The sequence below is a fragment of the Citrobacter sp. Cb031 genome, assembly GCF_030336725.1.
GTDB lineage: Bacteria > Pseudomonadota > Gammaproteobacteria > Enterobacterales > Enterobacteriaceae > Citrobacter > Citrobacter braakii.
On record NZ_JAOWDA010000033.1, the window covers coordinates 534,388 to 558,476 of the forward strand.

Below are 24,089 nucleotides of genomic sequence, written 5' to 3' on the forward strand. Positions count from 1 at the left end.
TCCTTTCTAATAAGATTCAGCACCTTAACGAAACAAGAAATTTTCGTGACATTCCTTACAAAACACCCCACCCCGAAAGGGTTATATCCTTCGCTATAAGTTGCATTTAATATACATCTTATATTATTGAGAATGAGGTAACGGCAATGTCTTATCGCGATCAACCTTTAGGTGAACTGGCGCTCTCTATTCCTCGCGCTTCGGCCCTGTTTCGTAAATACGATATGGATTACTGCTGCGGCGGTAAGCAAACGCTGGCACGCGCTGCTGCGCGTAAAGAGCTGGATTTAGACGTTATTGAGGCACAGCTCGCGCAGTTGGCTGAACAGCCGCTGGAGAAAGACTGGCGTACCGTGGCACTGGCTGAAATCATCGATCATATCATCGTGCGTTATCACGACAGACACCGCGAACAGCTGCCGGAACTGATTCTGCAGGCCACGAAAGTTGAACGCGTTCACGCAGATAAACCGAACGTACCACGCGGTCTGGCGAAAAACCTGACCATGCTGCATGAAGAGCTGTCCAGCCACATGATGAAAGAAGAGCAGATCCTGTTCCCGATGATCAAACAGGGCATGGGTAGCCAGGCGATGGGACCAATCAGCGTGATGGAAAGCGAACATGACGATGCCGGTGAACTGGTCGAAGTGATCAAACACATCACCCATAACGTGACGCCGCCGCCAGAAGCCTGCACCACCTGGAAAGCCATGTATAACGGCATTAACGAGATGATCGACGACTTGATGGAACACATCAGTCTGGAAAATAATGTGTTGTTCCCGCGAGCTCTCGCCGGGGAGTAAAGATATCGCCGGATAGCGCTAACGCGAATCCGGCCTACGGAATTCAGGCCCGGTAAGCATCGCGCTACCGGGCACTAAAATTAACGCATACCTGCCATACGTTTCTTACCGATAAACAACCATCCCAGACCCAGCGCGATGAACCACAGCGGCGTCACGATCAGCGCCTGGCGGGTATCATCTTCCAGCGTCAGCAGTACCAGTACGAAGACGAAGAACGCCATACATACCCAGCACATCAGCTTGCCTAGCGGCATCTTGTAGATTGATTTTTCATGCAGGTGCGGACGCTGCTTGCGGTACACCAGGTACGAGCAAAGAATGATGGTCCAGACGAACATGAACAGAATCGCCGACACGGTGGTGATCATGGTGAACGCGCCAATCACGCTCGGGTTCACGTAAAGCATCACCACGCCGCCCAGCAGACAGATACAGGAGAAGGTTAAACCTTTCGCCGGAACTGCGCGTTTAGACAGTTTGGCAAATGCTTTAGGCGCTACGCCTTCCTGTGCCAGGCCGAACAGCATACGGCTGGTAGAGAACACGCCACTGTTTGCGGAAGAGGCAGCTGAAGTCAGCACCACAAAGTTGATCAGGCTCGCCGCGGCAGGCAGCCCGACCAGCACAAACAGTTCAACGAATGGGCTCTTGGTTGGCACTACCGAGCTCCACGGTGTTACAGACATAATCACGATCAGCGCAAAAACGTAGAACATGATGATACGGATCGGAATCGAGTTAATGGCGCGCGGCAGAGATTTCTCCGGGTCCTTGGTTTCCGCTGCGGTCGTTCCCACCAGCTCAATACCCACAAACGCGAACACGGCTATCTGGAAGCCAGCAAAGAAGCCGCTCAGACCTTTCGGGAACCAGCCACCGTCATTCCACAGATGCGTGAACGATGCCTGAACGCCGGTTGGCGACTGGAAGTGCGTCAACACCATCACCAGACCAACGACAATCAGGCCGATGATGGCGACGATTTTGATCATCGCAAACCAGAACTCCATCTCACCGAACATTTTTACAGTGGCAAGGTTGAGGCTCAGCAGCAGCACGATCACCGCCAGCGAGGCGACCCAGTCTGAAAGTTCGGGGAACCAGAATTGCGCATACGCCGTAATGGCGACAACGTCTGCCATCCCGGTAACAACCCAGCAGAACCAGTAAGTCCAGCCGGTAAAATACCCGGCCCATGGCCCGAGCAGGTCAGAGGCGAAATCACTAAAAGATTTGTACTCCAGATTCGAGAGCAGCAATTCACCCATTGCACGCATCACGAAAAACAGCATAAAACCGATAATCATATACACAAAGATGATCGACGGTCCGGCGAGGCTGATGGTTTTACCAGAGCCCATAAACAGGCCGGTACCAATAGCACCACCAATAGCAATAAGTTGAATATGACGGTTTGTGAGATTGCGCCGTAGCGACTGTTCAGACGAAGCCTCTTCAGCGGCGTCGACTTTTACCTGATCTACCATGTTTTTTCTTCCTGTACCTGTCTGTGTTGTTCAGGCTCTACGGCCTTTAGTGTGTCTATGATACGACGTTCCTGATTATCAGGACTCATCGATATTAGGTAAGAATTGGCGGGATGAATACTAAGATTTAGATATAATGTTAATTTAATGTTTAAAGTGAGTGTCATATCACTCTGATAGCGCGAATCAGCTCACAAAAATACACGCTAACGAGGCATTTGCAAAATAAAATATCGACAACCACGTAACTATAGCTTTTCACGCTATTTTTTTGTTCCCCCCGGCCTCGGAGGGAACAGAAGTCACTGCTTACAGGATCTCAAGCAGCTCAACGTCGAACACCAGCGTGCTGAACGGAGGAATGGACGCGCCAGCGCCACGCTCGCCGTAAGCCAGTTCCTGAGGAATAGTCAGTTCCCATTTGGAACCTACCGGCATCAGGGTCAGCGCTTCAATCCAGCCAGGGATCACGCCGTTAACCGGGAATTCAGCCGGTTCGCCGCGTGCGACAGAGCTGTCAAACACGGTACCGTCGATCAGTTTACCGGTGTAGTGCACGCGAACGCGGTCAGTACGCGCAGGAATAGCACCTTCGCCCTGAGTCAGAACACGGAACTGCAAACCGGATTCAGTGCTGTTCACACCCTCTTTCTCACGGTTTTCTTCCAGATATTTGACGCCATCAGCCGCCATAGCCTGGAAACGCTCGCGACGTACTGCATCAGCGCGTTCGTGGATTTCACGCAGTGCGCGATGCACAACATCAACCGGCACTGCCGGGTGCTTACCTTCCAGCGCGTCAGCGATACCCGCTACCAGCGCTTCAGGCAACAGTCCTTCCAGTCCGGATTCACTCAGCTGTTGTCCTACCTGCAAACCAATGCCGTAGCTTGCTTGCGCTTCGATAGTGTCAAAAGTCGGGTTAGCCATCATATTTCCTTTCATCGGATGTAAAGTAGCGGGCAGCATATCAGCCATGCCGCATCCGGTAAAACTTTGTCTCGGGAACAGATGACAAATCGCGAGGAAACATAAACAATAGGAATACCCCGCGTTGACGTCACGAAAGCGGGTAATATGACGAACATCATAGCATTAGCCATCTATACTCTATGATCGAGGAACGAGACGCGGAGCAGGAGGAAAGCCATGCCCGGGCGCTTTGAATTAAAACCAACCCTGGCGAAAATCTGGCATGCACCGGACAATTTTCGCATTATGGATCCGCTACCGCCTATGCACCGACGCGGCATTATAATTGCTGCTATCGTGCTGGTGATAGGCTTCCTGCTGCCCTCCAGTGACACCAGCGATGCCCCTGTGGTTACGCGTACTGCCCAGCTGGATTTGCAGTCACAATCGCAGCCGCCGACCGAAGCTCAACTGCAGGCACAGTTGGTCGCCCCGCAAAACGATCCGGGCCAGGTCGCTCCGCTTGCGCCTGAGCCAATTCAGGAAGGAGAACCAGACGCGCAGCCGCAGGCTCAGCAATCTCAGCCGCAGACGCAACCTTTCCAACAGGATAGTGGAATTGAGCAGCAGTGGCGCTCCTATCGCGTAGACTCGGGCAAAACGCTGGCGCAGGTATTCCGTGACCATAACCTCCCGCCAACCGATGTATACGCAATGGCGCAGGTTGAAGGTGCCGGAAAACCGCTGAGCAACCTGAAAGACGGCCAGATGGTACAAATCAGGCAGAATGCCAACGGCGTGGTAACGGGATTAACCATTGATACCGGTAATGGTCAGCAGGTACTGTTTACTCGACAACCTAACGGCAGTTTTATTCGCGCCCGTTAACCGGCACACCTGTAGACCTGATAAACACAGCGCATCAGACATCAAGGTGAAGCGTCAGCGCTTCACCTTGTTCACCCACCAGATCCCGGAACAGACCAGCACCAGCGCCAGCGCATATTTCCATTCGAGAATGTTTTCGCCGAGGAATATCGCCGACAGAACCGCCCCCGAAACCGGGATCAGGAAGTTAAACGGCGCAATCATCCCCACGCGGTTATGCTTGAGCAGAATACTCCACAACGCAAAAGCGACCGAAGAGAGTAACGTCAGGTAGCCCAGAATCGCCACTGAAGACGCGCCGTGTACGGTCAGCGTGCCACCAAAAGCGTAGCCGCCGATAACCAGCGCCAGACCGCCGACACCCAACTGATATCCTGTCATTACCGTCGGGTCTACCGTCTGAGAAATGCGTTTACCGTATAACGTGGCGGCAGAAAGAATAAAGGCCGCCATCACCACTGAACCGTCCCCTAACAGGCTGAAGTTAAAATCCAGTCCGCTGCTAAAGTTCACCACCATTACGCCGGTAAAACCCAGGATACAGCCCAGCACTTTGTTGTAGCTCAGCTTGTCGTTCTGATAGATAAAATGGGCCAGAAGCACGCTGAAGAAGGTGCCGGTCGCGTTCATGATCGACCCTTTGACCCCCGTCGTGAACGCCAGGCCAATATAGAAGAAGATGTATTGCAGCGAGGTTTGCGTCAGTCCCAATAGCGTGAGCTGACCGTACTGACGCGGGCTTAACCGGCCAATCGGTTTACGCTGCGCCACCGCCAGCAATAGCAGCAATAATCCAGCAAACAGGAAGCGATAGCCGGCAAAGACAATTTTTGAGGGAATGTCATCCGTGGCAATCTGGAAGATCTCATATCCGCTTTTGATCGCCGGATAGGCGCTCCCCCACAGCAGACAGCAGAACGCTGCGCTCAGGTAGACAACATTTTTACGCGCAAACAGAGGTTGGTGCGTTGGTTCCATTCCATCACCACTTTGAAATAATGTTTTATTTTTATGATTATCCCGAAAAGGATAAAGAATAGCCAGAGCGAAAAGCGGAGGGAACAGAAAAGCAAAACGCCGACACGAGGCCGGCGCTTTTACGCGGTAATCAGAATAAAAACTTATTCTGCAACTACGTTTACAGTCAGCTTAGCAAACACTTCGCTGTGAACCTGGAAGCTCACTTCGTGCTCACCAGTGGTACGCAGAACGCCGTTCGGCAGACGAACTTCGCTCTTAGCTACTTCAACGCCAGCTGCAGTTACAGCGTCAGCGATGTCGCGAGTACCGATGGAACCGAACAGTTTACCTTCGTCGCCAGCTTTAGACGCGATGGTTACGGTTTCCAGTGCGTTGATTTTCTCAGCACGAGCTTCAGCAGCGGACAGAACGTCAGCCAGTTTAGCTTCCAGCTCAGCGCGACGCGCTTCGAAAAATTCAACGTTTTTCTTGGTAGCAGGAACAGCTTTACCCTGTGGTACCAGGAAGTTACGAGCATAGCCCGCTTTAACGTTAACCTGATCACCCAGGCTACCCAGGTTTGCTACTTTATCAAGCAGAATAACTTGCATTACCTTATCCTCTCAAAGTCGTATTAATGGACCGTGACCGATTACTGATGACGATCAGTGTACGGCAGCAGGGACAGGTAGCGAGCGCGTTTGATAGCGCGAGCCAGCTGACGCTGGTATTTTGCACGGGTACCGGTGATACGGCTTGGGACAATCTTACCGCTTTCGGTGATGTAGTTTTTCAGCGTAGCGATATCTTTATAGTCGATCTCTTGAACGCCTTCCGCGGTGAAACGGCAGAACTTGCGACGACGGAAATAACGTGCCATATGGCTAGTCTCCAGAATCTATCAATTCAATCTGCTCGGCATGCAGAACCATTTTGCTCAGGCCGTTCTTTGCCTTGTGGCAAGAGATGAACCCCTGAACGGTCACTGCGCTACCGACCGTTATACTGTGAGTAATGGCTTGGTTTTCGTGTCCGCTAATAATAACGGGCATTTGGCACCACGCCTGCCGGTGAAACCCGGCTTCCTCCTGCACAGAACGATGCTCAAGCACGAACTGGCAATGAGGAATTCCTGATGGACTGACCTTTCGAAGGGGAGCCCTGCACACGGTGCCGGACAACGCCAGACGGTTGGTCATCAGAAATTACTCTTCAGAATCCCCAGCTTCAGCATCATCTGCGGTTTCGTTAGCGAAATCATCGCGACGTTCACGACGCTCGTCTTTCGCTTTAACCATCGGAGATGCTTCGGTAACAGCGTGTTTAGTACGCATAACCATGCTGCGGATAACGGCATCGTTGAAGCGGAAGGTAGTTTCCAGCTCATCGATCACTTCCTGCGGCGCTTCAACGTTCAGCAGAACGTAGTGAGCTTTGTGCAGTTTGTTGATCGGGTAAGCCAGCTGACGGCGGCCCCAGTCTTCCAGACGGTGGATCGTGCCTTCTGCACCAGTGATGGCAGCAGTGTAGCGTTCGATCATACCCGGAACCTGTTCGCTCTGGTCAGGATGGACCATAAAAACGATTTCGTAATGACGCATCGAATTGCTCCTTACGGATTATTCAGCCTCCTGTCTGGGTCAGCCGAGGCCCGGGGAGGCAAGGAACGTGTTAAAGGTCGGCTGAAAAATTGACGCGTCATAATACTGGCGCCTGCCACTAAACTCAAGGTAATTGTACGATTATTTATCATGTCGCCATTAATACATATCCAGCAGCATTTTGACGCTGATGCAAATGGAGACAATGACAATCATGGGTCGGATAACTTTCTTGCCGCGCGTTAGTACGACCGTCGCGCCAAGACGTGCGCCGAGGGACTGCCCGGCAAACATCACCAGCCCCAGTGACCAGATCATTTTACCGCCAAAAATGAAGAACAATATCGAGGCGATGTTGGATGCCAGGTTAATAAAATTCGAGTGAATTTGCGCCTTATCGATGCTGTATCCCCACAGCAGGATATAGCTGAGGGTATAAAAGGAGCCAGCCCCGGCACCGAGAAAGCCGTCATAAAAGCCAATGCATCCCCCGCCGATCAGCGAGAAGAGAAACAGGGATACCTGCTGCTTTCTTTTCGGTTCGCTGAGATTTGGCGCAAAAATAAAGTAGATAGCGACCGCGATAATCAGGATCGGGAGCAGTTTCTTCAGCAGTTCCGGTTCAATGAACTGGATAAGCGTCGTTCCCATCGCAGAACCGATAAAGGCAGATAAAAACACATACTTGTGCTCCTGCACGTTGATATGCCCCCGGCGTAAAAAATAAATCCCGGAGGTCAGCGAGCTGCCCAGCGCCTGAATTTTATTGGTTGCCAGCGCATTCGCCGGGGGTAAACCAGAAATTAACAGTGCGCCAATCGAGAGAAAACCACCGCCGCCCGACACCACGTTAATAAAGCCTGCCACCAGCGCGACCATAAACATAATCACAAAGTAGCTGAAATCCATGAATGAAGTATCCATAAGTTTTTGCCTTATTATCATAAAGTTATATTAATTATCCGGCTCACTATAAACGGCGTACTCACCCGATTAAATTGACTATTTGGTAAGTGCTTATGCGCGAAAGACAGGTATTTTTCACCGCGCGGTACACACCAGCGGCCTGTTAATAAAAGAAAAGATGGTCATGCGGTAATTTTTTGAACAACTGCATCAGAAATGGTCGCTATCGACTGCGCCGGTAACGGTTAAAATTACATCAGAAGCTAATCACTCACAGGAGAGAGGCAACCAGAGACCGCAGTCGAGGAGGTACATATGCGAGCCCGTGTTTTGACCCTTCTGGCTATGCTTTTGCTTAGTGCAAATGCAACGGCAGCCATCAAAATTGACAATCATCAGGCCAGGAATATGGATGATGTGCAGAGCTTAGGCGTCATTTACATAAATCATAACTTCGCCACTGAAAGTGAAGCCACTCAGGCCCTGAATGAAGAGACCGATGCGCAAGGCGCAACCTACTACCACGTGATCCTCACCAGGGAACCCGGTAGTAACGGAAATATGCACGCCAGTGCAGATATTTACCGCTAGCACCAGAAATAACCAACGAGAACATTGCCGCAGTTTAATTTGCCCCCTTCACAGGGGGCTTTTTTTGCAACAAAGTCCCACAGCCAGATCAATAACATCCCCGGAATGATTGGGCTCCAGGACTTAGTCGTTACTTCTGTCCGTAATAGGCGTTTGGACCGTGCTTACGCATGAAATGCTTATTCATCAGATAACTGTCGATGGGGCTAAGAGCCGGATTAATACCACGCGCAATCCATGCCATTTTTGCCACTTCCTCCATCACCACGGCGTTATGTACCGCATCGTGAGCATCCTTGCCCCAGGCAAACGGGCCATGCTGGTACACCACTACGCCAGGCGTATGCAAAGGTTCCACCTCCCCCAGCGTTTCGACAATCACCTTGCCGGTATTTAGCTCATACTCGCCCTGAACTTCAGCTTCAGTTAACGCCCTGGTGCAGGGAATATCGCCAAAGAAGTAATCCGCATGCGTCGTGCCGAACGAGGGAATTGCCAGACCCGCCTGCGCCCATGCCGTCGCGTGGGTTGAGTGGGTGTGCACCACGCCGCCGAGAGAAGAATAGCGGCGATACAGCTCCAGATGGGTGGCGGTATCAGAAGAAGGACGATAGCGCCCTTTCACTACGTTGCCGGCCAGATCCACAACCACCATGTCATCTACCTGCATCGTTTGGTAGTCGACGCCGCTAGGCTTAATCACCACCAGACCGCGCTCGCGGTCAATGGCGCTGACGTTCCCCCAGGTGAACGTCACCAGCCCGTAGCGCGGCAAATCCATATTGGCCTCAAAAACCTGCTGTTTAAGTTTTTGCATTACACCGCCTCCACCAGACCTGCGCTGGCCATTCGCGCCCTCACCCAGTCGCGCGCCTTCGCGACTTCACGTGCCGGGTCGTCCGACGTTTCACTCCACATCTCAATCAGGTATGGTCCGCAGTACCCACTCTGTTTGAGCGTCGCAAAACAACGTTCGAACTCAACAACCCCTTCACCAAACGGCACATTTTTGAATACACCGGGTTTGGTATCCTTCACGTGTACGGCAACGATATGACCCATCCCAGCCTGCAGCTCCATCTGCACGTCGTTATCCCACGCCGACAAATTGCCAATATCGGGATACAGCTGGAACCACGGATTGTTGAGATAGTGGGCATAACCCAGTGCCTTGCTGATCGAATTCATCAGCGGATAATCCATGATTTCCATCGCCAGCGTCACCTGCGCGCGGCTCGCCATCTCCACGCTCTCTTTCAGCCCATCGCGAAACCGACGACGCGTTTCGTTATTGGCCTGCTGGTAATAGACGTCGTAACCCGCCAGTTGAATAACGCGAATACCGATATCCTGCGCAAACTGAATGGCTTTACGCATGATCTCCAGCCCCTGTTCGCGCACCGCATCATCTTCACTGCCAAGCGGGAAACGACGATGAGCGCTCAGGCACATGGACGGTACGCGTATCCCTGTCTCGGCGATAGCGGCCACCAGCGCCAGTCGCTGCTCGCGGCGCCAGTCAAGACGCGCCAGGCGATCGTCGGTCTCATCAACCGATATTTCGACAAAATCAAAGCCCAGTTCCTTCGCCAGCTGCAAGCGTTCCAGCCAGCACTCCCCGCCGGGGAGCGCTTTTTCATAGATACCGAGCGGGACCTGTTTCGACAACATAGTCGCTCCTTATCCCCACAGTTGGGCGATGGAACGTTTGAACTGACGCGCAGCGTCTACCGGAGAGGCAGCATCGCGAATGCTGCGTCCGGCAATAAAGACGTGGATAGGGATCCCCTGGAACAGCGGCAGATCCTCCAGCGCCAGGCCGCCGGTGACGGTGACCTTAAAGCCCATATCAGAAAGGCGTTTGATGGCGCTAATATCTGCCTCTCCCCATGCCACACCCGCCGCCTGCGCGTCACGGCTGCGGTGATATACCACTTGCCCAATGCCCGCGTCACGCCACTCCTGCACCTGCTCCCAGGTCCAGTAACCAGTCAGTTCAATCTGCACGTCGCCATTAAATTCTTTCGCCACCTCCAGCGCCCCCTTGGTGGTGTTGATATCCGCGCAGCAGATGACGGTAACCCAGTCAGCGTTGGCTTCGAAACACATGCGCGAGAGGATTTTACCCGCGTCAGCGATTTTGGCGTCTGCCAGCACAATTTTATGCGGATAAAGCGCCTTCAGATCGCGTACGGCGCGCACCCCCTCTGCCACGCAAAGAATCGTGCCCACTTCAATGATATCGACCTCTTCGGCAATCAGACGCGTCGTTTCATAGGCGGAAGACATTGATTGGTTATCCAGCGCAACCTGCAACATAGGTAATGACATTTTGGTATCCTTTTAAACAGCCGCCACAGTGGCGTTATCAATTAAATCCAGCACTTCCTGCGCGGTACGGCAGGCACGTAAACGGTCGAAATTGGCTTCGTCGTCAAAGAGATTCACGATCTGCATGATGCCGACTTCCTGATGTGTGTTGGCGTCTACTGCCGCCATAGTGATCAGGATGTCGACCGGGTCGTTATCTTCGTGGTTAAACACCAGGGGTGTTTTCAGCGTCACCAGCGCAAAACCGGTTTTCTTGACCCCCTCCTCCGGACGGCCGTGCGGCATTGCCAGGCCGGGCGCAATCACGAAATACGGGCCGAACTGTTCGACTCCGTCGAGGATGGCCTGGTAGTAGCGTGGTTCAACCACATCAGCCTTAACCAGCAGATCCACGCTCAGCTTTACCGCTTCCTGCCAGGAGCTGGCCTCGGCCTGTAAAAGGATGGCGTTATTGTCTGCCAGCGAATCACGTAATTTCATAGGCCGCCTCCTTACTTCACGTCCTGAGGGAAATGCGCGTTGATCACTTCCAGCAGTTTTGGTCCAAAATCGGCGGGAGACAGCATGTTGCGTACGCCAACAACATATTTATTGCCCGATACGGTAATCTCACCGGCGATATGGGTAGAAGCGATGATGATATCCGCGCCGCTCAGTTCACTTTTGTATTCGCCTACTGCGCAACTGTTTACCGTATGGTCAATATTTGACTGGGTTAAAAACTGATCCACCTTCATCTTCATGATCATGGAACTCCCCTGCCCATTGCCACATACAGCCAAAATACGTACGGTCATAATCGGAACTCCTTATTAAGCAGAGTGTTCTGCCAGTTGTTTTTCTGCGTCTTCCTCAGCGCGCAAGGTGCGTCCTGCGAAAAACATATAAGCCAGTGCAATCAGAATAATGACGGCCATAAACACGATGCCGATGGAGGCAAAGCCCTGCATCATCGGCGGCGCCAGAATTGACCAGTCCGCCATGCCCATCCAGGCGCTCATCCCGGTGAGCTTCACCGCCCAGACGCAGCCGAAGATTTCGATCATCCCCATCACCAGGCAAATCTTGAGCGCCGCGCGCCAGCCGCCAAAGTGGTTAGCAAACACGCCGATAGTCGCGTTCGAGAAGAACATCGGAATAAAGCCAGGGATAATCAGAATAGAAGAGCCGCAACCCACCAGGATGCCCACAGCAATCAGTTGGCCGATGGTGCCCCACATAAAGCCCCAGACCACCGCGTTGGGCGCAAAGCTATAAATCGCCGCGCAGTCGATAGCCAGCACTGCACCCGGGATCAGACGTTGAGAGATACCGTTGAACGCTTCTGAAAGCTCAGCAACGAACATACGTACGCCCTGAGTGATGATGAAAATAGCGACGGCAAACGAAAAACCGGTCTGCAGAATATAGACCGTCCAGTGGGTTTTACCCGCCATCGCCTGAACCACATCAATGCCGAAAGAGAGCAGGATCGCGCCGAAGAAGAGGGTCATAACAATCGCGGTAGAAACGATGTTGTCATGGAAGATATTCAGCCAGCCCGGCAGCTTCAGATCTTCAACACTCTCCTCTTTCTTACCCAGATAAGGCGCGACTTTGTAGGCAATCCATGAAGCGAACTGTTGCTGGTGACCGATGGAGAAACCGCAGCCGTCGGTCACTTCCTGCGTCGGCTTGTACATCATATTGGAAGTAATGCCCCAGTAGAGGGACACCAGCACCGCGGTGCAGATGATGGTGGTCCACATCGGGTAACCGAAGATGTAGAGAGAGACGGCAATCAGGCCCGCCTGCTGGAACATTATGTGGCCGGTCAGCATGATGGTGCGAATGCCGGTAATACGCCGTAGCAGTACGTAACAAATATTCAGCGCCAGCGCCAACAGCACAGCATAACCCACCCAACTATAGGCATCGCCCATACGTTCGATGGTTGCCATCATGGAGGCATAGGTATCGGAAATCGCACCATTGATACCGTAAACTTCGGACATCTTCGCCACCACCGGTTTAAACGTGCTGGTCAGAATGCCCGATCCCGCTTGCAGCAACATAAAACCGATAATCGTTTTGATCGTGCCTTTGATAATAACGCTGACGCTTTTACGCAGCAGGATGTAACCAAGACAGGTCACAATACCCAACAGCAAGGGCGCGTTGGTCATAACCTGATTAAAAAAGACGGTAAAGATGTTGTAGAGGATCTCCATAACGATCTCCAGTAGACGAAGTTGCTGAACATTCATTACAGATGCCCAGGATGTTGTGCCCTCACTCTAGTTTTCAAAAGTAATCACAACAAGATTGAATTTGATTAAATGTGATGCAGTACGCAAATAATTCACACACTTGCAGAGTGGCTTTACTTCTAATTCATCACTTCCAAAATAAACTCTATTAAAACAATAAAATACAAATCAAACATTCAAGTAAACCATCCTGTCACGCTGTGATTTGCTCACATTTCCCCGCTGAACACCAAAAATCAACGCATTGCCTTCTTGAAAAAATGATGTCAATATCAATCAAAACAAATCATAAATTGACTTAATCTGAATAAATATGAAGGTAAATGCGATGAGTAAAGTAAAAAGCATCACGCGTGAATCATGGATCCTGAGCACATTCCCGGAGTGGGGAAGTTGGCTGAATGAAGAGATCGAACAGGAGCAGGTCGCCCCGGGCACATTCGCTATGTGGTGGCTTGGCTGTACCGGCATCTGGCTGAAGTCGGAAGGCGGGACGAACATCTGCGTCGATTTCTGGTGCGGAACGGGTAAACAGAGTCACGGTAACCCGCTAATGAAAACCGGCCACCAGATGCAGCGTATGGCTGGGGTGAAGAAACTGCAGCCAAACCTGCGCACCACGCCGTTTGTTCTTGATCCGTTTGCAATTCGACAGATCGATGCGGTGCTGGCGACACACGATCATAACGATCACATCGACGTGAATGTCGCGGCCGCCGTCATGCAAAACTGCGCTGATGACGTGCCATTTATCGGGCCGCAAACCTGTGTGGATCTGTGGATCGGTTGGGGTGTGCCAAAAGAGCGCTGCATCGTGGTAAAACCAGGCGATGTGGTGAAAGTGAAAGATATTGAAATTCATGCGCTTGACGCGTTTGATCGTACGGCATTAATCACGCTACCTGCCGATCAAAAAGCGGCAGGTGTGCTACCGGATGGTATGGATGCACGTGCGGTAAACTACCTGTTCAAAACACCGGGCGGTACGCTGTACCACAGCGGAGACTCGCACTACTCTAACTACTACGCAAAGCATGGCAACGAGCACCAGATCGACGTTGCGCTCGGCTCCTATGGTGAGAATCCGCGCGGGATTACGGACAAAATGACCAGCTCCGACATGCTGCGCATGGCGGAAGCGTTGAATACGAAAGTGGTGATCCCTTTCCATCATGACATCTGGTCAAACTTCCAGGCCGACCCTCAGGAGATCCGCGTACTGTGGGAGATGAAAAAAGATCGACTGAAGTATGGCTTTAAGCCGTTTATCTGGCAGGTGGGCGGTAAGTTCACCTGGCCGTTGGACAAAGATAACTTTGAATATCACTACCCGCGCGGCTTTGATGACTGCTTCACGATTGAACCGGATCTGCCGTTTAAATCCTTCTTGTGACCCCTACAAAATGCCGGGCCATTCCGGCATTTTTCCCATTTACTTTAGTATTTCCAGGCTATTTCAAATATCATCTTTTCAAATCAATTTGTATCGGAATAGCTCATGACTGAAGCACAAAGACATCAAATATTGCTGGATATGCTGGCGCAGTTGGGCTTTGTTACCGTTGAGAACGTGATTGAGCGTCTGGGGATTTCACCAGCCACAGCACGCCGGGACATCAATAAACTCGACGAAAGCGGCAAACTCAAGAAAGTCCGCAATGGCGCAGAAGCCATCACCCAGCAACGTCCGCGCTGGACACCTATGAATCTGCATCAGGCGCAGAACCACGATGAAAAAGTTCGCATTGCCAAGGCCGCATCCCAGCTTGTAAATGCGGGTGAAAGCGTGGTGATCAACTGCGGATCAACCGCCTTCCTGCTTGGTCGTGAAATGTGCGGCAAGCCAGTGCAGATCATCACCAATTATCTGCCGCTGGCGAACTATCTGATCGACCAGGAGCATGACAGCGTGATCATCATGGGAGGGCAATACAACAAAAGCCAGTCCATCACGCTTAGTCCGCAAGGCAGCGAAAATAGCCTGTATGCCGGACACTGGATGTTTACCAGCGGTAAAGGGTTGACCGCGGACGGACTGTATAAAACCGATATGCTAACCGCGATGGCTGAGCAGAAGATGCTTAACGTAGTGGGTAAACTGGTGGTGCTGGTCGATAGCAGTAAGGTCGGTGAACGCGCGGGGATGCTGTTCAGTCGCGCCGATCAAATCGATATGCTCATTACCGGCAAAAATGCTAACCCTGAGATTCTGCAACAACTTGAAGCTCAGGGCGTAAGCATCGTGCGCGTTTAAAGGTGCTGGCGAAAAAACGTTACCGTCGCAGCCAGCGCCTCTGGCGTGATACGGTGGCGTACGCCCGCTTCCCACAGGCAGGTTAAATTGTTATCCAGCCCTGCCTGAATCAGCGCCTGCTGTAAGCGGAAGGTTTCAACCGCGGGCACCACATCGTCCTCCTGTCCATGCCACAACAGCAACGGTCTGTCGGCCAGGCGTTGTAGCTGATGCGTAACGTCCCATTCGGCGAGCGGTGCGATAACGGCATCGAACTCCGCCTGCTGCTCTGGCGTCTGGACTCGTAAAGGGGGAAAAAGCGTCTGTGCAAGACGGGTAAAATAGCCCGAACCCATCAGGCTGGCTACACATTTAACCTCGGGATGGCGGGCCATAATGCCCAACGCCGTCATGCCTCCCATCGACGCCCCCGCAACAGCAAGTCTTTCATCTGATAGCCAATTTTCCGCCACCAGCGCCGCACGTAACGTCGTAAACTCCTGCATGTTTTGCTGCAATATATGCCAGAAGCGAAACATTCGCTCCTGAGCATCACCGTTGAAGCGGGCACCATGGTCGGGCGCATCGGGCATGACAACCCGGAATCCGGCCTGAGCCAGAGCAACGGCAAAATAGCTATAGACCAGACTTGAAGATGTAAACCCGTGATAGAAAATAATGCAAGGGAGTGAACACTCGCGTTTGCCAGCCGGAACGGCGTGCAGGACAGGGATACCAGCCAACTGTCGTGTTTCAATTTCGATCATTTTTCGCCTCTTTTTTTCTGGTATGCCATGCAGCAATACTTAACGCAAGCGAATGTGTTCGGCAATGATTCATAATGTTGAGAACTGGGTTACGCTTTCGCAACATTTTCATTCGAAAATCGCGTGAGAGATAACACTTCGGGAACATTCCCCTAAAGGGAAATTGATAAGGCACTACACTATGGCTATCAGGAAACGAGATAGAGTTATGCGTCGGTTTGCCTCTTTATTGCTGGTGATGCTTTTAAGCGCCTGTAGCGTGCTACAGGGAACGCCCCAACCCGCACCGCCCGTTGCCGACCACCCGCAGGAGATCCGCCGTGACCAGAGTAATGGGTTACAGCGAATAGGAACGGTCAGCGCGCTGGTAAGAGGCTCTCCGGATGATGCGCTGGCAGAGATCCGTGACAAAGCCGTCGCGGCTAAAGCTGATTACTACGTGGTTTTATTAGTGGATGAAACCATCGTGACAGGCCAATGGTATTCACAGGCTATTTTGTATCGTAAATAACATTGGGTTGGAATTTAGTCAGCTTTACATTGCTTTGCGCCGCTATGCGTTTACCTGTGCACAATAAACCAACAGCAGGAAGCTTGAGGTTTATAATCGCGATGGAATGCCCTGCCGTGTGTAGGGGTACGAATAATGGAGCTGACGATGAAACAATCACTTGCCTTATCCTCACTGCTGCTTTCTGCCGGACTGGTAGGTACTACGGCGCAGTCTGCCGAGTTCGCCAGTGCTGACTGCGTTACAGGCCTGAACGAAATTGGCCTGATATCTGTCAGTAACATTGCAGGGAATCCGCAGGATGTAGAACGAGTAGTCGCGTTAAAAGCGGATGAACAGGGTGCCTCATGGTATCGGATCATTCAGATGTACGAAGACCAGCAGCCCGACAACTGGCGCGTACAGGCCATTCTCTATGCTTAACAGATTGCCGGATGGCGTAAACTTATCCGGCCTACATTGAATGTAGGCATGATAAGGCGCGCCAGCGTCGCCATCAGGCATATTATTACCGTAATCCCCCCGTTGCCCGCAGGAGCAAGTCGTTCAGCACCTGCTCGGACAATCGTAGTCCACCACGCGTATCGAGCATCATTTGACACCAGGCCTGCGCCACTGGCGGAGAGGCATAGCGCAACATCTGCGCCCCGCAACCGAGCAGGAAAAGCTGCTGTGTAATATCCCGTCCCAACTCCTCGCTGGGTTTACGTAAACGCTGCTGTAGTTGACGTACCATTCGATCGTAATGTCGGTCTTGCCCTTTTACCTCAGCAAAGGCTTCGCTGAGCATATCGTATATGCCGGGTTGTTTTGTCAGCACCCGCAATACATCGAGGCACATAATGTTGCCAGAGCCCTCCCAGATACTGTTTACCGGCATCTCACGATACAGGCGCGGCAATTCACTCTCCTCGCAGTAGCCAATCCCACCGAGCACTTCCATCGCCTCTGCAACAAACGGCATACCGGCCTTGCAAACAGAGAATTTCGCTGCTGGTGTGAACAACCTGGCCCACAGAGATTCTTTGGCATCAGCGCGACGGTCCCAGGCCCGCGCCAGTCGGAACAGTAACGCCGTCTGACCTTCCAGTTGGAGCGCCATCCGACCTAATACCTGGCGCATCATCGGCTGTTCGATCAATGGTTTGCCAAAAACCTGTCGCTGGTGCGCATGGTAAATCGCGACAGAAAAAGCACGTCGCATCATGCCATGACTGCCGAGCGCACAGTCAAAACGCGTCATCCCACCCATTTTCAGGATATGACGTATCCCTTCCCCTTCTTCACCCAATAGCCAGCCAATCGCATCGTGGAATTCAACCTCGCAGCTGGCGTTGGAGCGATTGCCTAACTTATCTTTCAGCCGCTCCAGACGGATAGCATTACGCTGCCCGTCGGGTAAAAATCGCGGTACAAAAAAGCAGGATAAGCCTCCCTTTGCCTGGGCCAGTACCAAATGGGCATCGCTTTGCGGCACGGAGAAAAACCACTTATGTCCCACCAGCCGATACGAGCCGTCTGTAAGACGTTCTGCCTGAGTGGTATTGCTCAGCACATCTGACCCCCCCTGCTTCTCGGTCATTCCCATGCCGATCAATAACCCACGCTTTTGCCCTCCGGGCAGTAAATGCGAGTCATAACGGTCGCTTAGCAGCGGTGTAAACCAGTCGTGAAAGGGGGCAGGTAACATCTGAAGTAACAACGGCGTGGCGGCAAAAGTCATGGTAACCGGACACAACGTGCCCGCTTCCACCTGCGCATGCAGCATGAAACGGGCCGCCCGGGCAACAAATGTTCCCTGCCTCGCGTCTTCTTCCCAGGCCAGATTATGTACGCGATTGGCGCACAATCCCTGCATCAGTAAATGCCAGGCAGGATGAAAACGCACATCATCCAGCCGCTGACCCTGCGAGTCGTAGCGCAACAACTCGGGTGGAAAAGCATTGGCCAGACGGCCAAGCTCGAGCGACTCGGCAGTCCCTAGCTGCTGACCAATACTGGCGAGAAGATCGCTGTCCCAGCCAGCGCCTTCACGGATAACCGCTTCACACAGCGCGCTATCGGACAGATATAAGTTGCTGTTATTGAGCGGTACAGGTTGGTTAAAAACGGTATGCGTTTGCCAGTGCATTGTGTCTCCCTCCGTCAATGGCCGTCACCTTAAGTATGGTCAGACAGAGGGGAGCACGCATGGGACAACGGTCACAAAAAAGCCATCCCGAAGGATGGCTTGAGAGAAGAGAGAAATGAGGGAGATAGTTTAGCCGCGCTGGCGTACAGCCTCAAACAGGCAGATGCCCGTCGCAACTGAAACGTTCAGCGACGAAACGCTCCCAGCCATCGGGATGCTGATCAGTTCGTCACAGTGTTCGCGGGTCAAACGACGCATACCTTCACCCTCTGCGCCCATCACCAGCGCCAGACGTCCGGTCATTTTGCTCTGGTAGAGAGTATGGTCAGCTTCACCTGCGGTTCCGACGATCCAGATATTCTCTTCCTGCAGCATACGCATAGTGCGCGCCAGGTTGGTCACACGGATCAGCGGTACGCTTTCTGCCGCGCCGCAAGCCACTTTTTTCGCCGTTGCATTCAACTGCGCAGAACGATCCTTCGGTACGATAACAGCATGGACGCCAGCAGCATCGGCGCTACGCAGGCATGCCCCCAGGTTATGCGGATCGGTAACACCATCGAGGATCAAAAAGAACGGCTGATCGAGCGTAGCAATCAGATCCGGCAGATCGTTTTCCTGATACTGACGACCCGGCTTCACGCGAGCAATAATTCCCTGATGTACCGCACCCTCGCTTTTCTCATCCAGGAACTGGCGGTTAGCCAGCTGAATGACAACACCCTGTGCTTCCAGTGCGTGGATCAGCGGCAGCAGGCGTTTATCTTCACGACCTTTGAGAATAAAGACGTCCTGGAAGCGCTCAGGCGCACGTTCCAGCAGAGCCTGCACCGCATGGATGCCGTAAATCATTTCACTCATGAATGTACTCGTTAATAGTTTATGCGTAACGCGGGCAACGCGAGGTTGCCCGACTTACTGTTTATGGCTGTTATTGCGCGACTTTCTTTTTCGTCGCGCGTTTAGCTTTGGTGGCGGCAGCGATTTTAAGCGTTTTTGCCGATGGTTTTTTCGCTTTTTTATCGCCTTTCTTCTCAGCCGTTTTTTTATCCGCCTGAGGTTTGGCTCTGCCTTTCTTCTCGCCGCGGAAAGCGCTATCCGGCTCGAAATTCACTTTTTTGCCCATCTGACGACGCTTACCGGTATTTTTACCCGCATCGCCTTTTTTCGCTTTTTCACGCGCGGTTTTACCTTCATTGCGCGGTGCACGTTCGCTGGAGATCAAACTGAAGTCGATTTTACGCTCGTCCATGTTGACCGCTTCCACGCGAACTTCCACGCGATCGCCCAGGCGATACATTTGACCGCTGGATTCTCCCGTCAGACGCTGCCCAACCTGGTCAAAACGGTAGTAGTCGTTATCCAGGGAGGAGACATGCACCAGACCGTCGATAAACAGCTCATCAAGACGGACGAAGAAACCAAACCCGGTCACGCTGGCGATCACGCCTTTGAAGACATTACCTACCTGATCCAGCATGAAGTCGCACTTCAGCCAGTCAGAGACGTCGCGTGTGGCTTCGTCAGCACGGCGCTCGGCCATCGAACAGTGTTGACCCAGCTGCAGCATCTCTTCCATCGAATAATGGTAGCCACCCGTTTCCGTGGTGTTGCCTTTATGGCCCTGCTCCTGCGCCAGCAGATACTTAATCGCCCGGTGCAAGGAGAGATCCGGGTAACGACGGATCGGCGAGGTGAAGTGTGCATAAGATTGCAACGCAAGGCCAAAGTGACCGCGGTTTTCCGGATCGTAAATCGCCTGCTTCATTGAACGCAGCAGCATAGTTTGCAGCATTTCTGCGTCAGGACGGTCAGCAATCGACTCCAGCAGTTCAGCGTAATCACGCGGCTCGGGTTTATTACCGCCGGGCAGCTCCAGCCCCAGCTCCGCCAACACCGAACGGAACGAATTAATCGCTTCGGTCGTCGGCTTATCGTGAATACGGAACAGTGCCGGCTCTTTGGCTTTCTCAACGAATCGCGCCGCTGAGATGTTCGCCATGATCATGCACTCTTCAATCAGTTTGTGCGCGTCATTACGCTGCGTCTGCTCAATACGCTCAATACGGCGTTCAGCATTGAAGATAAACTTCGCTTCTTCACTTTCAAACGAGATACCGCCACGCTCTTCACGCGCTTTATCCAGCACTTTGTAGAGGTTATGCAGCTCTTCAATGTGTTTAACCAACGGCGCGTACTGCTCACGCAGTTCCTGATCGCCCTGCAGCATGTGCCAGACCTTGGTGTAGGTCAGACGCGCATGGGAGCTCATAACCGCTTCGTAGAATTTAAAGCCTGTTAAGCGGCCTTTCGACGAAATGGTCATTTCACAGACCATACACAGCCTGTCCACCTGCGGGTTGAGCGAACACAATCCGTTAGACAGCACTTCCGGTAGCATCGGAACAACCTGCGATGGGAAGTAGACGGATGTGCCACGGCTGCGCGCTTCCTGGTCCAGCGGAGTCGGCGGGCGAACGTAATAGCTTACGTCAGCAATCGCCACCCATAAACGCCAGCCGCCGCCGCGCTTCTTCTCGCAGTAAACCGCATCATCGAAGTCACGCGCATCTTCGCCATCGATAGTGACCAGCGGCAGGGAGCGCAGATCGACACGTCCGGCTTTCGCTTCTTCCGGCACTTCTTCTTTCAGTCCGGCGACCTGTTTTTCGACCGCCTGAGGCCAGATATACGGGATTTCATGAGTACGCAGCGCCATATCAACGGCCATGCTGGTTCCCATGTTGTCGCCCAGGACTTCAACAATTTTACCCACCGCTTTAGTGCGACGCGTCGGACGCTGGGTCAGCTCAACCACGACCACAAAGCCCATACGAGCACCCATCACCTCTTCCGGCGGGATCAGGATATCAAAGCTCAGGCGGCTGTCGTCAGGGACGACAAACCCAACGCCAGCGTCAGTGAAGTAGCGACCGACAATCTGGCTGGTTTTCGGTACCAGTACGCGCACAATACGCGCTTCGCGACGACCTTTACGGTCCGCTCCCAGCGGCTGTGCCAACACCTGATCGCCATGAATACAGGTTTTCATCTGCTCGCTGGACAGGTACAGGTCATCTTTGCGGCCTTCAACGCGTAGAAAGCCGTAGCCATCACGGTGGCCAATAACGGTACCTTTCAGCAGGTCAAGACGCTCCGGCAGCGCATAGCACTGACGACGAGTGAAGACCAGTTGCCCGTCACGCTCCATGGCGCGCAGGCGGCGACGCAGCGCTTCTTGCTGCTCTTCACCTTCAATGTTGAGTTCAGCGGCCAGCTCATCGCGGTTGGCCGGTTTTTCACGTTTAGTTAAATGTTCGAGGATAAATTCCCGGCTCGGGATAGGATTCGCGTATTTTTCTGCTTCGCGTTCCTGGAAAGGATCTTGTGACATCGAGGTTCCTCCATTGTCAGCTCTGATGAAGATTTTCGTCACTCCACCAGCAATAATTTATAAAGCGGTTGATTCTCTTCAACCAAATCAGCAAGTGTGTAGTTGTCCAGTTCCGTGAGAAAACTTTGCACTGCCTTAGAAAGCGCCTGTTTAAGTCGACAGGCTGGGGTAATGTGGCAAAACTCGCTGCTACAATTGACCAACGATAGTGGTTCCAGCTCGCGAACCACATCACCAATACCAATATCCTTAGCTGGTTTACCCAGGCGGATACCGCCATTTTTTCCTCGAATAGCAGTAACGAAGCCCGCACGGCTAAGTTGATTGATTATTTTGACCATATGATTACGGGACACGCCGTAGACTTCTGTCACCTCAGAAATACTGGTCATACGTCCTTCGGGAAGTGACGCCATGTAGATTAGCGCACGTAATCCGTAATCGGTGAAACTTGTTAACTGCACATCAACCTCAGGAAAAGGGATAAAACGGATAAACCTGGTGGTATTAATTACATTGATGATAAACCAGCCACCAGCCAGGTCGCTAATTTATTTCAGTTCAGGAAGGAAAAAAGCGAGGAACTTACGTGATTTTAAGCCGGATTATGATGCAAAGCGCCTCATCCGGCCTAAGATAGTGCAAGCGCAGCGCCATTCGACGCCACGCTATAACCAGAATTATGCGTCGAACGGGTCGCGCAGGATCATGGTTTCAGTACGGTCTGGGCCAGTTGAGATAATATCAATCGGCACACCGGTCAGTTCTTCAATACGCTTGATGTAGTTCAGTGCTGCCTGCGGCAGACCGCTACGTTCCTTCACACCGAAGGTGGATTCAGACCAGCCCGGCATGGTTTCGTAGATCGGCTCGATACCTTTCCAGTCGTCTGCAGCCAGCGGGGTAGTCGTTACTTCACGGCCATCCGGCATACGATAAGCGACACAGATTTTCACCTCTTTCAAACCGTCCAGTACGTCCAGTTTGGTCAGGCAGAAGCCAGACAGGGAGTTAATCTGTACTGCACGGCGTACCGCAACGGAGTCCAGCCAACCGGTGCGACGACGACGACCGGTGGTCGCGCCATACTCGTTACCTTGTTTGCACAGGAACTCGCCAACGTCATCAAACAGCTCAGTCGGGAACGGACCCGCGCCTACACGTGTAGAGTAAGCTTTAATGATACCCAGAACGTAATCCACATAACGTGGACCCAGGCCGGAACCGGTCGCCACGCCACCTGCGGTGGTGTTGGAAGACGTTACGTACGGATAGGTACCGTGGTCGATATCCAGCAGGGTACCCTGTGCGCCTTCGAACATGACGAAATCGCCACGCTTACGCGCCTGGTCCAGCAGATCGGAAACATCAACAACCATAGAGGTCAGGATGTCGGCAATCGCCATCACATCATCCAGCACTTTCTGGTAGTCAACTGCTTCAACTTTATAGAAATTCACCAGTTGGAAGTTGTGATATTCCATCACTTCTTTCAGTTTTTCAGCGAAGGTTGCTTTATCAAACAGATCGCCAACGCGCAGACCGCGACGAGCTACTTTGTCTTCATAAGCCGGACCGATGCCACGACCGGTAGTACCGATCGCTTTCTCGCCACGCGCTTTCTCACGAGCATTATCCAACGCAACGTGATAATCAAGGATCAGCGGACAAGCTTCAGACAACAGCAGGCGCTCGCGAACCGGGATGCCACGATCTTCCAGTCCTTTCATTTCTTTCATCAGCGCGGACGGAGACAGTACAACACCGTTACCGATGATGCTGATGACATTCTCGCGAAGAATACCTGATGGAATAAGATGGAGGACGGTTTTTTCACCGTTGATTACGAGAGTATGGCCTGCGTTGTGACCACCCTGGTAGCGCACAACATATTTAGCCCGTTCAGTCAGAAGATCGACGATCTTCCCTTTACCTTCGTCACCCCATTGGGTGCCCAGTACGACGACGTTGTTACCCATTTTTCAAAATCACCGTTTGCTTAAAAATGGATTCTACCACCGCTTTTTCAGATATACAGCACTTTTTGCATGCAAAAATCCGCAAAATAGGCTACTTATTGATCAGCCAATCGTTTTCCTCAACATGTAGTAGACCACAACGCCCGCAACCACAAGACCTCCACCAAAACGACGCAAAGTATTTTCGGGAAGTTGCGCCATTGCGGAAATCATTTTCTTCCACGCACGGGGATAAAGCATAGGGCCCAGGCCTTCCAGCACCAAAACCAGCGCGAGCGCCAGCAAAATTGTTGAATTCATCCATCGTCCTTTTATAAAAAGAAAACCACCGCATCCA

28 protein-coding genes are annotated in these 24,089 nt (G+C 52.3%); 7 read left to right on the forward strand and 21 right to left on the reverse strand.

Translation table 11 applies throughout. The features are described from left to right. The first annotated feature begins 146 nt into the window (after nucleotides 1-146). Entirely contained in the window at nucleotides 147-809 is a 663-nt protein-coding gene (ytfE, locus tag OGV93_RS16170; protein ID WP_003025690.1) for an iron-sulfur cluster repair protein YtfE, read from the forward strand. 80 nt (nucleotides 810-889) lie between these two features. Here the strand turns inward: ytfE and cycA are convergent, their stop codons facing one another. Both cycA and bamJ read right to left on the reverse strand, forming a co-directional pair. Beyond that, nucleotides 890-2,299 (reverse strand): D-serine/D-alanine/glycine transporter, encoded by a 1,410-nt coding sequence (cycA, locus tag OGV93_RS16175; RefSeq protein ID WP_016151437.1) that lies wholly within the window; start codon nucleotides 2,297-2,299, stop codon nucleotides 890-892. A 309-nt stretch (nucleotides 2,300-2,608) separates the two neighbouring features. Then, a complete protein-coding gene (bamJ, locus tag OGV93_RS16180) occupies nucleotides 2,609-3,229 on the reverse strand; it encodes a BamJ family beta-barrel-assembly machinery protein (RefSeq protein WP_003025685.1) in 621 nt (206 codons plus the stop codon). A gap of 219 nt (nucleotides 3,230-3,448) precedes the next feature. On the opposite strand from bamJ, the gene OGV93_RS16185 reads away from it, so the two are divergent. Beyond that, on the forward strand, nucleotides 3,449-4,099 hold the full coding sequence (locus tag OGV93_RS16185; RefSeq protein ID WP_016151435.1) for a LysM-like peptidoglycan-binding domain-containing protein: 651 nt from the start codon (nucleotides 3,449-3,451) through the stop codon (nucleotides 4,097-4,099). 54 nt (nucleotides 4,100-4,153) lie between these two features. Here the strand turns inward: OGV93_RS16185 and OGV93_RS16190 are convergent, their stop codons facing one another. From OGV93_RS16190 to OGV93_RS16215, 6 genes are all read right to left on the reverse strand, one after another. After that, entirely contained in the window at nucleotides 4,154-5,077 is a 924-nt protein-coding gene (locus tag OGV93_RS16190) for a DMT family transporter (protein WP_016151434.1), read from the reverse strand. 143 nt (nucleotides 5,078-5,220) lie between these two features. Continuing rightward, nucleotides 5,221-5,670, reverse strand: coding sequence for a 50S ribosomal protein L9 (gene rplI, locus OGV93_RS16195; RefSeq protein ID WP_003025676.1), 450 nt, complete (start codon nucleotides 5,668-5,670; stop codon nucleotides 5,221-5,223). 41 nt (nucleotides 5,671-5,711) lie between these two features. After that, nucleotides 5,712-5,939 (reverse strand): 30S ribosomal protein S18, encoded by a 228-nt coding sequence (rpsR, locus tag OGV93_RS16200; RefSeq protein ID WP_000135199.1) that lies wholly within the window; start codon nucleotides 5,937-5,939, stop codon nucleotides 5,712-5,714. A 4-nt stretch (nucleotides 5,940-5,943) separates the two neighbouring features. Beyond that, on the reverse strand, nucleotides 5,944-6,258 hold the full coding sequence (gene priB, locus OGV93_RS16205) for a primosomal replication protein N (RefSeq protein WP_003025674.1): 315 nt from the start codon (nucleotides 6,256-6,258) through the stop codon (nucleotides 5,944-5,946). Nucleotides 6,259-6,264: 6 nt separating this feature from the next. Then, entirely contained in the window at nucleotides 6,265-6,660 is a 396-nt protein-coding gene (gene rpsF / locus OGV93_RS16210) for a 30S ribosomal protein S6 (RefSeq protein ID WP_016151433.1), read from the reverse strand. Between the two features lie 159 nt (nucleotides 6,661-6,819). Further along, nucleotides 6,820-7,584, reverse strand: coding sequence for a TSUP family transporter (locus OGV93_RS16215; RefSeq protein WP_016151432.1), 765 nt, complete (start codon nucleotides 7,582-7,584; stop codon nucleotides 6,820-6,822). Between the two features lie 297 nt (nucleotides 7,585-7,881). On the opposite strand from OGV93_RS16215, the gene yjfY reads away from it, so the two are divergent. Next, entirely contained in the window at nucleotides 7,882-8,157 is a 276-nt protein-coding gene (gene yjfY / locus OGV93_RS16220) for a DUF1471 family protein YjfY (RefSeq protein WP_016155520.1), read from the forward strand. A 130-nt stretch (nucleotides 8,158-8,287) separates the two neighbouring features. Here yjfY and OGV93_RS16225 read toward each other — a convergent pair whose 3' ends face one another. The 6 genes from OGV93_RS16225 to ulaA are packed head-to-tail and all read right to left on the reverse strand — an operon-like array spanning nucleotide 8,288 to nucleotide 12,698. Further along, nucleotides 8,288-8,974, reverse strand: a complete 687-nt coding sequence (locus OGV93_RS16225) for an L-ribulose-5-phosphate 4-epimerase (RefSeq protein ID WP_287109767.1) — start codon at nucleotides 8,972-8,974, stop codon at nucleotides 8,288-8,290. Then, entirely contained in the window at nucleotides 8,974-9,828 is an 855-nt protein-coding gene (locus OGV93_RS16230) for an L-ribulose-5-phosphate 3-epimerase (RefSeq protein ID WP_080859608.1), read from the reverse strand. The genes OGV93_RS16225 and OGV93_RS16230 overlap by 1 nt, the downstream gene beginning before the upstream one ends. 9 nt (nucleotides 9,829-9,837) lie before the next feature. Beyond that, on the reverse strand, nucleotides 9,838-10,488 hold the full coding sequence (gene ulaD / locus OGV93_RS16235; protein WP_094168552.1) for a 3-keto-L-gulonate-6-phosphate decarboxylase UlaD: 651 nt from the start codon (nucleotides 10,486-10,488) through the stop codon (nucleotides 9,838-9,840). A 12-nt stretch (nucleotides 10,489-10,500) separates the two neighbouring features. After that, nucleotides 10,501-10,968 carry a PTS ascorbate transporter subunit IIA gene (gene ulaC, locus OGV93_RS16240; RefSeq protein ID WP_287109770.1) on the reverse strand — a complete coding sequence of 156 codons (468 nt, stop codon included), beginning with the start codon at nucleotides 10,966-10,968 and terminating at the stop codon, nucleotides 10,501-10,503. 11 nt (nucleotides 10,969-10,979) lie between these two features. Beyond that, nucleotides 10,980-11,285 carry a PTS ascorbate transporter subunit IIB gene (gene ulaB / locus OGV93_RS16245; protein ID WP_016151426.1) on the reverse strand — a complete coding sequence of 102 codons (306 nt, stop codon included), beginning with the start codon at nucleotides 11,283-11,285 and terminating at the stop codon, nucleotides 10,980-10,982. A gap of 15 nt (nucleotides 11,286-11,300) precedes the next feature. Continuing rightward, nucleotides 11,301-12,698, reverse strand: coding sequence for a PTS ascorbate transporter subunit IIC (ulaA, locus tag OGV93_RS16250; protein ID WP_016155515.1), 1,398 nt, complete (start codon nucleotides 12,696-12,698; stop codon nucleotides 11,301-11,303). A 367-nt stretch (nucleotides 12,699-13,065) separates the two neighbouring features. Between ulaA and ulaG the strand changes: the two genes are divergently transcribed. Beyond that, nucleotides 13,066-14,130 (forward strand): L-ascorbate 6-phosphate lactonase, encoded by a 1,065-nt coding sequence (ulaG, locus tag OGV93_RS16255; protein WP_016151424.1) that lies wholly within the window; start codon nucleotides 13,066-13,068, stop codon nucleotides 14,128-14,130. Nucleotides 14,131-14,235: 105 nt separating this feature from the next. Continuing rightward, the gene (gene ulaR / locus OGV93_RS16260; RefSeq protein ID WP_016151423.1) at nucleotides 14,236-14,991 is read left to right on the forward strand and encodes an HTH-type transcriptional regulator UlaR; all 756 of its coding nucleotides are present in this window, start codon (nucleotides 14,236-14,238) and stop codon (nucleotides 14,989-14,991) included. Here ulaR and yjfP read toward each other — a convergent pair. Continuing rightward, nucleotides 14,988-15,737: an esterase gene (gene yjfP / locus OGV93_RS16265; protein ID WP_016155514.1), complete on the reverse strand. Its 750-nt coding sequence runs from the start codon at nucleotides 15,735-15,737 to the stop codon at nucleotides 14,988-14,990. The two genes, ulaR and yjfP, sit on opposite strands and share 4 nt — an antisense overlap. A gap of 181 nt (nucleotides 15,738-15,918) precedes the next feature. Here yjfP and bsmA point away from each other — a divergent pair, with 181 nt between their 5' ends. Then, a complete protein-coding gene (bsmA, locus tag OGV93_RS16270; protein WP_029139740.1) occupies nucleotides 15,919-16,248 on the forward strand; it encodes a biofilm peroxide resistance protein BsmA in 330 nt (109 codons plus the stop codon). Between the two features lie 147 nt (nucleotides 16,249-16,395). Further along, nucleotides 16,396-16,671, forward strand: a complete 276-nt coding sequence (yjfN, locus tag OGV93_RS16275) for a DUF1471 family protease activator YjfN (protein WP_016151420.1) — start codon at nucleotides 16,396-16,398, stop codon at nucleotides 16,669-16,671. An 85-nt stretch (nucleotides 16,672-16,756) separates the two neighbouring features. Here yjfN and OGV93_RS16280 read toward each other — a convergent pair whose 3' ends face one another. From OGV93_RS16280 to OGV93_RS16305, 6 genes are all read right to left on the reverse strand, one after another. Beyond that, nucleotides 16,757-18,379, reverse strand: a complete 1,623-nt coding sequence (locus tag OGV93_RS16280) for an isovaleryl-CoA dehydrogenase (RefSeq protein ID WP_287109771.1) — start codon at nucleotides 18,377-18,379, stop codon at nucleotides 16,757-16,759. Between the two features lie 129 nt (nucleotides 18,380-18,508). Next, nucleotides 18,509-19,240, reverse strand: coding sequence for a 23S rRNA (guanosine(2251)-2'-O)-methyltransferase RlmB (gene rlmB, locus OGV93_RS16285; RefSeq protein WP_003830482.1), 732 nt, complete (start codon nucleotides 19,238-19,240; stop codon nucleotides 18,509-18,511). Nucleotides 19,241-19,310: 70 nt separating this feature from the next. Next, the gene (gene rnr / locus OGV93_RS16290) at nucleotides 19,311-21,773 is read right to left on the reverse strand and encodes a ribonuclease R (RefSeq protein ID WP_016151418.1); all 2,463 of its coding nucleotides are present in this window, start codon (nucleotides 21,771-21,773) and stop codon (nucleotides 19,311-19,313) included. Between the two features lie 38 nt (nucleotides 21,774-21,811). After that, nucleotides 21,812-22,237, reverse strand: coding sequence for a nitric oxide-sensing transcriptional repressor NsrR (gene nsrR, locus OGV93_RS16295; RefSeq protein WP_003025609.1), 426 nt, complete (start codon nucleotides 22,235-22,237; stop codon nucleotides 21,812-21,814). A 216-nt stretch (nucleotides 22,238-22,453) separates the two neighbouring features. Beyond that, nucleotides 22,454-23,752: an adenylosuccinate synthase gene (gene purA / locus OGV93_RS16300; RefSeq protein WP_003025606.1), complete on the reverse strand. Its 1,299-nt coding sequence runs from the start codon at nucleotides 23,750-23,752 to the stop codon at nucleotides 22,454-22,456. A 102-nt stretch (nucleotides 23,753-23,854) separates the two neighbouring features. Next, nucleotides 23,855-24,052, reverse strand: a complete 198-nt coding sequence (locus tag OGV93_RS16305; RefSeq protein ID WP_019078201.1) for a DUF2065 domain-containing protein — start codon at nucleotides 24,050-24,052, stop codon at nucleotides 23,855-23,857. Between the last annotated feature and the right edge of the window lie 37 nt (nucleotides 24,053-24,089).